10 protein-coding genes are annotated in these 13,260 nt (G+C 72.0%); 8 read left to right on the top strand and 2 right to left on the bottom strand.

Annotation, left to right across the window (positions count from 1 at the left end):
* Positions 1 to 71 precede the first annotated feature (71 nt).
* The 4 genes from AC5P1B_RS25040 to AC5P1B_RS25055 all read left to right on the top strand — a co-directional run bounded on the left by AC5P1B_RS25040 (position 72) and on the right by AC5P1B_RS25055 (position 3,448).
* Entirely contained in the window at positions 72 to 923 is an 852-nt protein-coding gene (locus AC5P1B_RS25040) for a MurR/RpiR family transcriptional regulator (protein WP_493889851.1), read from the top strand.
* Positions 924 to 1,016: 93 nt separating this feature from the next.
* Positions 1,017 to 1,616 (top strand): hypothetical protein, encoded by a 600-nt coding sequence (locus AC5P1B_RS25045; protein WP_493889852.1) that lies wholly within the window; start codon positions 1,017 to 1,019, stop codon positions 1,614 to 1,616.
* 273 nt (positions 1,617 to 1,889) lie between these two features.
* Positions 1,890 to 2,348: a cupin domain-containing protein gene (locus tag AC5P1B_RS25050; RefSeq protein ID WP_493889854.1), complete on the top strand. Its 459-nt coding sequence runs from the start codon at positions 1,890 to 1,892 to the stop codon at positions 2,346 to 2,348.
* 206 nt (positions 2,349 to 2,554) lie between these two features.
* The gene (locus tag AC5P1B_RS25055; RefSeq protein ID WP_493889856.1) at positions 2,555 to 3,448 is read left to right on the top strand and encodes a putative protein N(5)-glutamine methyltransferase; all 894 of its coding nucleotides are present in this window, start codon (positions 2,555 to 2,557) and stop codon (positions 3,446 to 3,448) included.
* Positions 3,449 to 3,590: 142 nt separating this feature from the next.
* Here the strand turns inward: AC5P1B_RS25055 and AC5P1B_RS25060 are convergent, their stop codons facing one another.
* On the bottom strand, positions 3,591 to 5,039 hold the full coding sequence (locus AC5P1B_RS25060; RefSeq protein ID WP_493889857.1) for an APC family permease: 1,449 nt from the start codon (positions 5,037 to 5,039) through the stop codon (positions 3,591 to 3,593).
* Positions 5,040 to 5,156: 117 nt separating this feature from the next.
* On the bottom strand, positions 5,157 to 6,545 hold the full coding sequence (locus AC5P1B_RS25065) for a type III PLP-dependent enzyme domain-containing protein (RefSeq protein ID WP_493889938.1): 1,389 nt from the start codon (positions 6,543 to 6,545) through the stop codon (positions 5,157 to 5,159).
* Positions 6,546 to 7,019: 474 nt separating this feature from the next.
* Between AC5P1B_RS25065 and hutU the strand changes: the two genes are divergently transcribed.
* From hutU to hutI, 4 genes are all read left to right on the top strand, one after another.
* Positions 7,020 to 8,681 (top strand): urocanate hydratase, encoded by a 1,662-nt coding sequence (hutU, locus tag AC5P1B_RS25070; RefSeq protein ID WP_493889859.1) that lies wholly within the window; start codon positions 7,020 to 7,022, stop codon positions 8,679 to 8,681.
* Between the two features lie 245 nt (positions 8,682 to 8,926).
* Positions 8,927 to 10,132 carry an allantoate amidohydrolase gene (locus AC5P1B_RS25075; protein WP_493889940.1) on the top strand — a complete coding sequence of 402 codons (1,206 nt, stop codon included), beginning with the start codon at positions 8,927 to 8,929 and terminating at the stop codon, positions 10,130 to 10,132.
* A gap of 170 nt (positions 10,133 to 10,302) precedes the next feature.
* On the top strand, positions 10,303 to 11,814 hold the full coding sequence (locus AC5P1B_RS25080; protein ID WP_493889941.1) for a formimidoylglutamate deiminase: 1,512 nt from the start codon (positions 10,303 to 10,305) through the stop codon (positions 11,812 to 11,814).
* A 17-nt stretch (positions 11,815 to 11,831) separates the two neighbouring features.
* Positions 11,832 to 13,073: an imidazolonepropionase gene (gene hutI / locus AC5P1B_RS25085; protein WP_493889860.1), complete on the top strand. Its 1,242-nt coding sequence runs from the start codon at positions 11,832 to 11,834 to the stop codon at positions 13,071 to 13,073.
* Positions 13,074 to 13,260 lie beyond the last annotated feature (187 nt).

Below are 13,260 nucleotides of genomic sequence, written 5' to 3' on the forward strand. Positions count from 1 at the left end.
AAGAGTGAGTGAATGGGCGGGGGGAGGCGGCCGGGTCGGTCCGCCCCACCGTGGGCTTCTGGGAGGGCGCCATGGACGAGACGCGGGACACCACGGGGGCTGCCGCACGCCTGCAGAAGCTCTTCGAGGGCCACCGGCTCACTCCCACCCAGCGGCGCATCGCGCACTGCATGGTCCGCCGCGCGGCCGACGCGCCCTTCCTCTCCAGTGTCGAACTCGCCGAACTCGCCGGGGTCAGCCAGCCCTCCGTGACACGCTTCGCCGTCGCCCTCGGCTTCGACGGGTACCCGGGGCTGCGCAAGCACCTGCGGGACGTCGGGCCCGCGGAACGGGCCACGGGGGTGGACTCGTACAACGAGTACCAGCAGGCCGTAGAGGCCGAGATCGACAACCTGCGGCACCTGGCCACGATGCTCGCCGACCCCACGCCCGTCGTCCGCGCCGGGCGGCTGCTCGCCGCCTCACGCCCGCTGCCCGTACTCGGACTGCGCGCCGCGTCCGCCCAGGCCGGCGGCTTCAGCTACTTCGCGCGCAAGGTCCACCCGGACGTCCGGCTGCTCGACGAGGGCGGCACGATGCTCGCTGACCGCATCGACGCCGCCACGGCGGCCGGCGCCAGCGCGCTGCTCTGCTTCGCGCTGCCCCGCCACCCGCGTGAGGTCGTGACGGCCCTGGAGTACGCGCGGACCGTCGGCCTGACCGTCGTCACGGTGGCCGACAGCGCGTTCGCCCCGGTGGCCGCCCACAGCGACCTGCTGCTCCCGGCGGCCGTGGGCACCGGGCTCGCCTTCGACACCGCCTGCGCGCCGATGCTGCTGGGGCGGGTGCTGCTGGAGGCCATGTGTGACGCGCTGCCGGACGCGCAGGCCCGGCTGGAGGAGTTCGACGCGAAGGCGGCGGCCCGGGGCTTGTTCGAGGACTGAGCGTCCGGGCTTCCAGCCCGTCTCAGCGATCTCTCATATGTCCTGGCTAAAGTCCCGTCATCAGACATACGCGTGGTGGTGAGGAGGTCTGTCGTGAGACACGGCGCGTACGCGGTGGCTCGGGTGGCGGTGCTGGTACGGGCGCCCGCCGGGTGGCTGTGGTGGCTCGGAATCGTGGCGGCGGCGCTGGGAGCGCTGGTTCCCGGGTTCACCGGTCGGCGCATCGGTGCGCTGGCTGGGGCGGCACTGTTCCTGATCGCGGCGGCGGTGGCCGCCATGGTGCGGCGCAAGCGCTACGAGGGGCTGGCGCGAGCCGCCTCGCGCGCGGGCAAGTCCGTCTTCCTGCAGGACCGCGCGGTCACCCTGCGGGCGTTCCGGCTCTCCCGCCGCTGGGGGCTGGCGCTGGCGTTCGTGGTCGCCGTCGGCTCGTCGTTCGCCCTCCCCACCGCGGGCGGAATGCTGCTCGCGGGCGTCGGCGTCGGACTGTGGCTGAAGGCCGGGTGGCTGGGCCGCTGGGAGGAGTCGAACGAGGCCCTGCTCTGGGTCCGTACCGACGCGCTGCCGGGCGGCTGGACCGGCGGCGGCCCCGCCGCCGCGTCCGTACGCGGCTATCTGACGACCGGCGTCGCCGCGGGCGACGCCCAGCCGGGCGGAGCGAAGCAGCGGCGCTTGGTGGCGGTCGCCGCAGGCTGACAGGGTGCCGCGCCGCGCCGCGTTCGCCGGGCTGCTGCTCTACGAACTCTCGGAGTGTGCGGACTGCGTGGCGTGGTGGCTTCCAGCGAGGCAGGTAGCAGGGGGCGCGAGGCTTTCTCGCGCCCCCTGCCGGCTTTCCCGACCGGTCCGCAGGTTTTTGCCGAACGGTCAGCCACCCCATCCCACCTGGGCGTTAGCGTCCGTGTCAGGTGTCAGGCAGCCGCCAGATGCCAGGTGCTGATACGTGACAAGTGACAGGTGGCAGGGGTGGAGATGAACGGTGTGACGAGCGCGAGCGCGGCGGGGACTCGGGGCACGAGTGTGGGCATGGGCATGGGCTCGGGGGCAGGTGCGGCTGACGCCCTGCACGCGGGGGATGTTGTCGGGCTGCGGAGCGCGGCGGACGCGCTGCCGACGGCGTGGAGCTCTCGGGTGCTGGGCCGGGTGGGCCCCGCGTGCGTGAAGGTGCTGCGGATGAACGAGCTGCCTGTCGTGGAGGAGAGTCACGACATCCCGGAGGCGCTGCTCGTACTCGACGGCAGGCTGGCCCTTGAGGTGGCCGGCCAGCCCGTACTCGTACAGGCTGGCGAGTTGTTCGTCGTTCCGGCGCGTACGCCGCACCGGGTCACGCCCGGGAGCACGGGCATCCTGGTGATCGTGGAAGTTGAGCCGGAAGCGGAGACGACGGAAGCGGAGGGGAGGCGGCATCGGAACCGGTCGGAGGTCGGCTGAAGGCCGACGGGCTGGGTGCCGATGAGACGACCGGGGGATATCTGCGGTGACCTGCGTCAGGTACTGTTACGGACTTCAGCAGTGGACTTTCTGAGGAGGTGGGACCCATTACCGCGGTATCAGGTCGGGTGCTCCCCTCTCACGGCCGTGCGGTCTCACTGACATAGGTGACCGAGGGAGCCCCATTGGCTTCCCGAAAGGTTTCCATGTCGAATTTCCCGCCAGCCCTCTCTCGTTCCACCATCATCACCACGCTTCGTGCCGCCGGTTGTGTCTTCGCTGAGGACGAGGCGCAGTTGCTCACCTCCACGGCGCGGACGCCGACCGAGCTGGCTTCCATGGTGGAAGAGCGAGTCGGCGGACTGCCCCTCGAACACGTTCTTGGCTGGGCGGAGTTCTGTGGCTTGCGCATCGCTGTGGACACCGGGGTCTTCGTGCCCCGCCGCCGCACCGAGTTCCTCGTCCAGCAGTCCACCGCCCTCATCCGGCAGGCGGCCGGCACCGCCACCCAGGCCGCCGGTGTTGCGGGTGCGGGGGCGGGACGGGGGTCCGGTGACCGCTTCGGCCGGAGTCAGACCCTCGTTCGACCCCGGCCCGTCGTCGTCGACCTGTGCTGCGGCTCGGGAGCGGTGGGGGCGGCACTCCTCGCGACCCTGGAGCACATCGGGTTGTACGCCGCCGACATCGACGCCGCAGCGGTGCGCTGTGCCCGCCGCAATGTGACCGCTGGTGGCGGTGAGGTGTTCGAAGGCGACCTCTACGAGCCGCTGCCCACCTCGTTGCGCGGCCGCGTCGATGTCCTGGTCGCCAACGCGCCCTACGTACCCACCGAGGCGATCGGCACGCTGCCGCCCGAGGCCCGCGACCACGAGCCGCTGGTGGCGCTCGACGGAGGCATGGACGGCCTCGACGTACAGCGGCGGGTGGCGGCAGCGGCGGCATGGTGGCTCGCCCCGGGTGGTCACCTGCTGATCGAGACGAGCGAGCGACAGGCGCGCCAGACCGTCGCCACCGTCGCCGAGAACGGGCTCATCCCGCGGGTGGCCACGTGCGATGAGCTGGACGCCACGGTCGTCATCGGGACCAGACCGGTTCCGTAGGCGGTCCCGCTGGGCTGACATCGGGACCAGGCCGGTTCCGTAGGCGGCCCCGCGGTTGTGCCGACTGGTACGCGTCGGTGGGTCGTAGGCCCGGTCGGCTCAGGCCGCCGGGCCTGACCGGGGCTCCTTACGCGCGGTTTCCTTACGCATGCCCGGTTTCCTTCCGCGTGGCAGCCCGTAGCGCCAGCTTGTTCACCGCCCACAGCGCGACACCGATGGCGATGAGCACCCCGGCGCGGATATAGACGTCCGCGGGGCGGTCGGCGAGCGGGCTGGCGAGGGTGAGGGCGCAGAGCGCGCCGAGCACGGGCAGAGCCGTGGGGGCGCGGAAGTGCCGGTGCGCGACTGGGCGTTTGCGCAGCACCAGTACGGCCACGTTGACCAGCGCGAAGACGCACAGCAACAGCAACGCGGCGGTGTCGCCGAGGCCCGCGATCTCGCCTGTGGTGGCGAGCCCGATGGTCAGTACGGAGGTGAAGACCACCCCGGTGACCGGCGTACGGCGGCGTGGCAGCAGGCGGCCCATGGCGCGCGGCAGGATGCGCTCGTTGGCCATCCCGTAGCAGAGCCGCGAGGCCATCATCAGGTTGATCAGCGCGGAGTTGGTGACGGCGAACAGCGCGATCAGGGCGAACAGGCGGGGCGGGAAGTCGGCCCAGCCCGCCTTGACGACCTCAAGCAGGGGCCCTGACGAGGCGCCGAGCGTCCGGTAGTCGACCAGGAGCGAGGTGACGATGGCGACCAGGACGTAGATCGTCCCGGTGACCCCCACACCGATGAAGATCGCGCGCGGGAAGGTGCGGCCGGGGTCCTTGACCTCCTCGGCCATGTTGACCGAGTCCTCGAACCCGAGGAAGGCGAAGAAGCCCAGCGCCGTCGCTCCCAGCACCCCGGTGAGCAGGGCGAACCCGGAGCCGTCGGTGTGGAACTCGGTGAGGCGGCCCGGCTCGCCGTCGCCGGTGAGGACGGCGTACACGCCGATGGCGATGATGAGCAGCAAGCCGCTCACCTCGACCAGCGTCAGCACGACGTTCGTCTTCACCGACTCGGACACCCCGCGCAGGTTGAGCGCGGCGAGGGCGACGACGAACACGACGGCGACGAGCTTCGGCGGCAGATCGACGAACTCCGCCAGGTAGTCACCACCGAACGCGCGGGCCGCCGCGCTCGCCGACGCCAGACCGGAGCACATCACCATGAAGGCGATGATGAAGGTCAGGAAGGGGACCTTGAACGCCTTCTGGACGTAGAGCGCCGCACCCGCCGCCTTCGGGTACTTGCCGACGAGTTCGACGTACGAGGCGGCGCTGAGGATGGCGACGAGGAAGCCGATCAGGAACGGCAGCCAGAGTGCGCCGCCGACCTTGCCCGCCACCTTGCCGGTCGCCGCGTAGATGCCGGTGCCGAGGATGTCGCCGATGACGAACAGGATCAGCAGCCTCGGCCCGATGACCCGCTTGAGCGGCGTGCCACCGGCGCCGTCACCGGGGCCGTCACCAGCACCGTCACCGGTGTCACCACCGGCCGGAGCGCCGTCTCCGGCGGACGGGTCAGGGGCTGATGACGCGCCGGGAGGCTGTGGCGTCCGCATGGACAACGGTTACCCGCTCCGGTCGCGCCGCACCCCGGACGGGGTCCGTCGATGTCCCTTTCTCACCGGCACGCCCTCTCTTCCGTCCGCCTTCTCTTCCGTCCGCCGCGTGCGACGTCAGAGGCTGGTGAGCGCTTCGGCGAGTGCGCCTCCGCTCTCGGCGACGATCTCCTCCACCGTCTGTGATGCGCGAACCGTTGCGAAGCGCACGCCACCGGCCGTTGCCACGAAGCCGTAAACGGCGGGCCGGGGCAGGCTGTTGTACGCGAAGTGGTTGGAGAAGTAGTACGCGCCGGTGTCGAGCAGCGCGGCCACGTCGCCCGCGTCAAGCGGCGGCAGTGCCCGGTTCCTGGCGACCAGGTCACCAGCGAAACAGCAAGGTCCCGCGACGTCCTGGACGACGGGTTCGCCGCGCTTCGGCCGTCCCCACGCGTCGTATGCCGCCACCCGGATCGGCCACGACTCGGGGGCGAAGACGGTACGGGTGGCGAGTTGCGCCCCCGCGTGCGTGACGGCGATGCGGCGGCCGCCCGCGGACTTCGCGTACTCCACGTGCGCGAGGACCGTCCCCGCCTTGGCCAGGAGCGCCCGCCCGAACTCGGTGACCAGCCCGTACCGCCCGTCGAACAGCCCGGGAACGGTGGCTTGGAGCACCCGCGCGTACTCGTGGAAGGTGGGCGTGACCGCGTCCGAGGTGAAGTTGACGGGCAGCCCGCCGCCCAGGTCCAGGCTGGTGATCCGCCGTCGGCCGCCGGCCTGGTTGATCTCCTCGGCCAGTTCGTAGACCTCGGCGACGCCCTGCGCCATCAGCTCCAGCGGCACGCCCTGGGAGCCCACATGGGCGTGCAGCCGGGACAGCCACGGCCGGTCGAGTACGGAGCGTACGAGCCGGGCCCGGACCTCGGCGGGTGAGCCTCCGCCGGGCCCGTCGTCAACCAGCGGCACACCGAACTTGGAGGTCGTCGTCGCCGTGCTCAACGCGTCGATGGCGCCGCCGCCCACCTGCGGATTGACGCGCAGCCCCAGCGGGGAAGCGGTCGGCGCGGCCCGCACGAGTCCATCGAGGCGGGACAGCTCCTGCTGGTTGTCGGCGTTGACGGCGATGCCGAGGGCCAGCGCCTGACGCAGCTCGGCGACGGTCTTGGCGGGCGAGTCCAGCACCATACGCGCCGGTTCGACGCCCGCCTTCTGGGCCAGAGCGAGCTCGCCGGGGCTGGCGACCTCGCAGCCCAAGCCCTCGTCTGCGAGCAGCCGCAGCACGGGCGCCAAGGGGGCGGCCTTGACGGCGAAGGCGTGCAGAACGGGGGTGCCCGGCGCTGTGACCTCGGCGAAGGCCGTCCGCAGCTCGGCCGCGGCCGCCCGGATAGCGGCCACGTCGAGCAAGCCGATCACGGGTGTTTCCGGTCCGATGAGGCCCTGCTCCACGGCGGCCCGCACTGCTCGGTGGCGGCGCGCCACGGCGTCCACCGTGCTGCCGACATCGGTGCTCGTGGAGATGCCGGTGATTTCGGTGTGGATATCCGCACCGGTGCCTGTGCCGGTATCCGCACCGGTGCCTGTGACGGCATCTGTGCCGGTATCTGCGACGGTATTGGCGCTGATGTCCGTACCGGGCGCGGCGTCGACATCCGTAAGGGGGTCGGCGTTGGCGGGTGCCTTCGTGCGGCGTGGCGCGTCCGCGTCCGAGTCCGCGTCGGCGTTTGAGACCGAGTTCGCGTCGGCGTTTGAGACCGAGTCCGTCGTGCGGTCTCGGTGCACCGTTTCGCCGTCGCCATCGTCCGGCTGCCCTTGGCCCGTCTCTGGGGAGGTCATGACAGCACTACATCATTCAAGGATGTCGGCTGCTACGAGGCGGACCCGGGGCTTTGCGGCAGTCCGGGCCCTTCCCGGCGACGCGCTCCCTCCGTCTGTTGACTACGAGTATTCATCCCTGGACTATGTGAATGAACTAATCCAGTCAAGGCCAGGGAGGCAGCACCCATGTCGGGACCGCGACCCGTACGAGCACCGCGCGGCACGGAACTGAGCGCGCTGGGATGGCAGCAGGAAGCCGCCCTCCGGATGCTGCAGAACAACCTTGACCCGGAGGTCGCCGAGCATCCGGACAAGCTCGTCGTCTACGGCGGCACGGGCAAGGCGGCCCGCGACTGGCGGTCCTTCGACGCCATGGTCCGTACGCTGCGGACCCTGAAGCAGGACGAGACGATGCTCGTCCAGTCCGGCCGTCCCGTCGGTGTGATGCAGACCCACGAGTGGGCCCCCCGGGTCCTCATCGCCAACTCCAACCTCGTCGGTGACTGGGCCAACTGGGAGGAGTTCCGCCGCCTTGAGCAGCTGGGCCTGACCATGTACGGGCAGATGACCGCCGGTTCGTGGATCTACATCGGCACCCAGGGCATCCTCCAGGGCACGTACGAGACGTTCGCCGCCGTAGCCGCGAAGAAGTTCAACGGCACCCTTGCCGGGACCATCACCCTCACCGCCGGGCTCGGCGGCATGGGCGGCGCCCAGCCCCTCGCCGTCACCATGAACGACGGCGTCGCCATCTGTATCGACTGCGACCCGCGCGCCATCGAGCGCCGCATCGAACACCGCTTCCTCGACGTCAAGGCCGACAGTCTCGACCACGCCCTCGCACTCGCCGTCGAGGCCCGGGACCAGCGCAAGCCGCTGTCCATCGGCGTCCTCGGCAACGCCGCCGACCTGCTGCCGCGACTGCTCGCCGCGAACGCCCCGATCGACATCGTCACCGACCAGACCAGCGCCCACGACCCGCTGGCCTACCTCCCGCTCGGCATCGACTTCGACGAGATGGCCACGTACGCGGCCGAGAAGCCCGCCGACTTCACCACCCGGGCCCGCGAGTCGATGGCCAAGCACGTCGAGGCGATGGTCGGCTTCCAGGACGCGGGGGCCGAGGTCTTCGACTACGGCAACTCGATCCGGGGCGAGGCCCAGCTCGCCGGATACTCGCGGGCGTTCGATTTCCCCGGCTTCGTCCCCGCGTACATCAGGCCGCTCTTCTGCGAGGGCAAGGGCCCGTTCCGCTGGGCGGCCCTGTCCGGAGACCCGAAGGACATCGCCGCCACCGACAAGGCCATGCTCGACCTCTTCCCGGAGAACGAGTCGCTGGCCCGCTGGATCAAGCTCGCGGGGGAGCGGGTGCACTTCCAGGGGCTGCCCGCCCGCATCTGCTGGCTCGGCTACGGGGAACGTGAACGCGCGGGCGAGCGCTTCAACGACATGGTCGCCGACGGCACGCTCCAGGCCCCGCTCGCCATCGGCCGCGACCACCTCGACTGCGGTTCCGTCGCCTCCCCGTACCGCGAGACCGAGGCCATGCTCGACGGCTCCGACGCCATCGCCGACTGGCCTTTGCTGAACGCCATGGTCAACGTCGCCTCGGGCGCGTCCTGGGTGTCCCTGCACCACGGCGGGGGCGTCGGGATGGGCCGCTCCATCCACGCGGGCCAGGTCACCGTCGCCGACGGCACGGCGCTCGCCGGGGAGAAGATCCGCCGCGTACTGACCAACGACCCAGGGATGGGCGTGATCCGGCACGTGGACGCCGGATACGACATCGCCGACGAGGTGGCCCGGGAACGGGGCGTCCGCGTCCCCATGCGCGAGGGCGACGCGTGACCGCCCCGGACGGCAACTCAGTTCGCGGCACCGAAACCGGAAACGGCGCCGAAACCGGAAACGGCACCGGGGCTGCGAACGGGAACGGCGTCGGGGCCGGGGCCGGGAACGGGACTGGGACCGGGAACGGCACCGGGGCCGGGAAGGGAAACGGTGCTGCCTCCGGCAGCACCACCACCTGCGTCGGCTCCGCCGCCGACTCCGGGCGTCCCGCCGCTGCCGCAGGTGCCACGTCCTTCCATGAGATGTGGCGGGACCTGCTGCCCATCGGCAGGGAGGCGGCTACGGGCGGCTATCGCCGGTACGCCTGGACCAGCGCCGACACCGACTGCCGCGCCTGGTTCCGTACGCAGGCAGAGTCCCGGGGACTCGCCTACGAGCAGGACCGCAACGGCAACCAGTGGGCGTGGCTGGGGGCGGCCGGGTACCGGGAGGTGGCGGCCGGGGAGGCCATCGTCACCGGCTCGCACCTGGACTCCGTGCCGGACGGCGGGGCCTTCGACGGGCCGCTCGGCGTCGTCTCCTCGTTCGCCGCGCTTGATGAGCTCCGTGGGAGGGGAACGGAGCTCATCAAGCCGGTGGCGATCGTCAACTTCGGTGACGAGGAGGGCGCCCGCTTCGGCCTCGCCTGCGTGGGTTCCCGGCTGGCCGCCGGGCAGCTCACCGCCGAGGCGGCGCACAAGTTGCGTGACGCCGACGGCACCACCCTGCCGCAGGCCATGGAGCGGGCCGGGCACGATCCGGAGGCGATCGGGCCCGACCCCGAACGCCTCGCCCGTATCGGTGCCTTCGTGGAACTGCACGTGGAACAGGGACGCGCCCTCGACCTCTCCGGCGACCCGGTCGGCATCGCTTCCGCGATCTGGCCGCACGGTCGCTGGCGGTTCGACTTCCACGGCGAGGCCAACCACGCCGGGACGACCCGCGTCGAGGACCGCCGCGACCCGATGCTCACCTACGCCAACACCGTGCTCGCCGCCCGCAAGAAGGCCAAGCTCGCCGGGGCGCTGGCCACCTTCGGGAAGGTCAGCGTCGAACCGAACGGCGTCAACGCCATCCCGTCCCTCGTCCGGGGCTGGCTGGACTCCCGCGCCGCTGACCAGCAGACGCTGGACACCGTCGTCGCGGAGATCGAGCGGGCGGCGCGGGAGCGCGGCGAGCGCGACGGCGTGGACGTGCGCGTCACGCGCGAATCGTTCACGCCCGTCGTGGAGTTCGAACACGCCCTTCGCGACGAACTCGGCCGCCTCCTCGGTGGCGGCATCCCGGTCCTCGGAACGGGCGCCGGACACGACGCGGGCATCCTGTCCGGTTCTGTACCGACCGCCATGCTGTTCGTACGGAACCCCACCGGCGTCTCCCACTCCCCGGCCGAGTCGGCGGGCGAGGACGACTGCGTCGCCGGGGTCATGGCACTCGCTGACGTACTGGAGGGCTTGGCGTGCGCGTGACGTACTGGGCGGAGTACGCCTGGCTGGCAGCGGACCCGACGGCGACGCCCGGGGCGGCCGCCACCGGGCCGGGTGGCACGGCGGGAGCCATGGCGCCGACCGCGCCAGGCGTCGCGCCCCCTGCCGCGACCGGCACGGACTCCGGCACCACGACAGACGTTGCGACGGGCATGACGGCGGGCGTCGCGGCGGGCGTGGTGATCGAGGTGACCGACGGCCGTGTCTCCGCCGTCCGGCGGGGAGTGGGCACGCCCCCGCCGGGAGCCGTGCCGCTGCGCGGCCTCACCATCCCCGGACTGGCGAACGCGCACAGCCACGCCTTCCACCGCGCCCTGCGCGGAGCGGCCCAGGTCTCCCCACCGCGAGTGACGACCGACCGCCCCGGCCGGCGCGCCGCCGCCCCAGCACCGGAAACGGCCCGCCCGGCGGTCACGCCCACCACCTCAACCAGCACCACCCCAACCACCAGCACCTCAGCCACCGCCAGCCCTGCCAGTGGCACGTCACCCACCGCCTCAGCCGCCGGCACGGGGCCGGGCGGCGGCGCGTCGTATGGCGACCGGGCGCCGGACTCGTTCTGGACGTGGCGCGAGGTGATGTACGGCGTGGCCGAACGGCTCACCCCGGACAGCTACTTCGCCCTCGCACGCGCCGCGTACGCCGAGATGGCCCTGGCCGGGATCACCAGCGTCGGCGAGTTCCACTACGTGCACCACGGCCCTGGCGGCACCCGCTACCAGAACCCCAACGCCATGGGCGAGGCCCTGATCGCGGCGGCCGCGGAAGTGGGCATCCGCATCACACTCCTCGATACCGCCTACCTTTCCTCGGGTTTCGGCAAGCCCCCGGCCCGGCCTCAACTCCGCTTCAGCGACGGCACCGCCGACGCCTGGGCCGAGCGGGCCACGGCGCTCCAGGCGTCGCCGCACGCCCGGATCGGTGCCGCCATCCATTCCGTACGCGCCGTGCCCGCCGATGAGCTGGCCACGGTCGCGCGCTGGGCCGCCGACCGTGCCGCGCCCCTCCACGTCCACCTCTCCGAGCAGACCGCCGAGAACGACGCCTGCCAGGCCGCCCACGGCCGCACGCCCACCCAACTGCTCGCCGACCATGGCGCGCTCGGTCCGCGCGTGACCGCCGTACACGCCACGCACCTCACCACCGAGGACATCGCCCTGCTGGGCGGCACCGGCACCGGCGTCTGTATGTGTCCCACCACCGAACGCGACCTCGCCGACGGCATCGGCCCCGCCGTCGCCCTCCAGCGCGCGGGCTCCCCCCTGTCCCTGGGCAGCGACAGCCACGCCGTCATCGACATCCTCGAAGAAGCCCGCGCCATGGAACTCGACGAGCGGCTCCGCACCCGCGCCCGGGGTCACTGGACAGCGGCCGAGCTGCTGCGCGCGGCGACCGCCGACGGTCACGCCGCACTCGGCTGGCACGACGCGGGCCGCATTCAGCCCGGCGCCCTGGCCGACTTCACCACGATCACCCTGGACTCGGTGCGCACCGCGGGCCCGCCACCGTCGCTGGGCGCGGAGACCGCCATATTCGCGGCCTCCAACGCGGATATCCGGCACACCATCGTCGGAGGCCGTCACATCGTCCAAGAGGGAAGACACACTCTGCTTCCGGACGTTCCCGCCGCCCTTGCCCAGTCCATCGCAGCCGTCCTCGGCTGAAGGAGAACACCCCCGCGATGACATCCCCCGCCAGCCAGAGCCCACGCCACGCCCCCGGCCCCAGCGAGGCCACCAGCGCCGCAGACAGCGGCAGCACAGCCATCACCAACATCGGCAGCCTGGTCACCAACGACCCCTCCCTCGGCGCGGGCGTGCTCGGTCTGATCCAGGACGCGGCCGTCGTCATCGACGGTGACCGCGTCGTCTGGGTCGGTGAATCCAGGAAAGCACCCGCCTCTGACAATCACCTCGACGCGGGCGGCCAGGCCGCGATCCCGGGCTTCGTCGACTCTCACTCCCACCTCGTCTTCGGCGGCGACCGCACCGCCGAGTTCAACGCCCGGATGTCGGGCGAGCCGTACACAGCGGGCGGCATCCGCACCACAGTGGCCGCCACCCGCGCCGCCACCGACAAGGAGCTTGAGGCCAACCTCCTCCGCTACCTCCGCGAGGCGGCGCGCCAGGGCACCACCACCCTCGAAACGAAGTCCGGCTACGGCCTCACACCGCACGACGAGGCCCGTGCCCTGCGCATCGCGGCCGCGCACACCAGCGAGACCACCTTCCTCGGCGCGCACATCGTCGCCCCCGAACTCGCCGACGACCCCGCCGCCTACGTGGAGATCGTCACCGGGCCCATGCTCGAAGCCTGCGCGCCGTACGCCCGGTGGATCGACGTCTTCTGCGAGAAGGGCGCCTTCGACGGTGACCAGGCGCGCGCCATCCTCAGCGCGGGCAAGCAACGCGGTCTGACGCCGCGCATCCACGCCAACCAGCTCTCCTACGGCCCCGGTGTCCAGCTCGCCGTGGAGCTGGACGCGGCCTCAGCCGACCACTGCACGCACCTCACCACCGAGGACATCGACGCCCTCGCGCACAGCGGCACGGTCGCGACGCTGCTGCCGGGCGCCGAGTTCTCCACCCGCGCCGAGTGGCCCGACGCCCGCCGCCTGCTCGACGCGGGCGCGACCGTCGCGCTGTCCACCGACTGCAATCCCGGGTCGTCCTTCACCAGCTCCATGCCGTTCTGTATCGCGCTGGCCGTGCGCGACATGAGGATGACGCCGGACGAGGCGATCTGGTCGGCCACGGCGGGTGGCGCGCGCGCCCTGCGCCGCGATGACATCGGCCGTCTCACGCCGGGCGCGCGCGCCGATATCGCTCTGCTGGACGCGCCCTCCCACGTCCATCTCGCCTACCGCCCCGGCGTCCCGCTGGTCACCGCCGTCTGGCAGTCGGGCAAGCGCGTCGGCCCGTAACGCGGAGGAGGCGGGCGGCCGGACTGGGACCGGGGCCGAGCCAGGGACGGGATGTGGGCCGCCGCCCCGCCCGGAGGCTGTCGCCTGCCCGAAGGCTGCCGCCCTGTCCGGGCCGGGGACCGGCGGTCCTGTCCTGCCGCGCCTGCCCTGGGCGGGACGCCGCCCCGCACTGGACGGCCCGCGCTGG

The organism is Streptomyces sp. A01 (assembly GCF_059026195.1).

Coding starts and splice junctions, on each gene's coding strand:
- AC5P1B_RS25040 (WP_493889851.1), top strand. CDS start 72: ATGGACGAGACGCGGGACACCACGGGGGCTGCCGCACGCCTGCAGAAG.
- AC5P1B_RS25075 (WP_493889940.1), top strand. CDS start 8,927: ATGTGGCGGGACCTGCTGCCCATCGGCAGGGAGGCGGCTACGGGCGGC.
- AC5P1B_RS25060 (WP_493889857.1), bottom strand. CDS start 5,039: ATGCGGACGCCACAGCCTCCCGGCGCGTCATCAGCCCCTGACCCGTCC.
- hutU (WP_493889859.1), top strand. CDS start 7,020: ATGTCGGGACCGCGACCCGTACGAGCACCGCGCGGCACGGAACTGAGC.
- AC5P1B_RS25055 (WP_493889856.1), top strand. CDS start 2,555: ATGTCGAATTTCCCGCCAGCCCTCTCTCGTTCCACCATCATCACCACG.
- hutI (WP_493889860.1), top strand. CDS start 11,832: ATGACATCCCCCGCCAGCCAGAGCCCACGCCACGCCCCCGGCCCCAGC.
- AC5P1B_RS25050 (WP_493889854.1), top strand. CDS start 1,890: ATGAACGGTGTGACGAGCGCGAGCGCGGCGGGGACTCGGGGCACGAGT.
- AC5P1B_RS25080 (WP_493889941.1), top strand. CDS start 10,303: ATGACGGCGGGCGTCGCGGCGGGCGTGGTGATCGAGGTGACCGACGGC.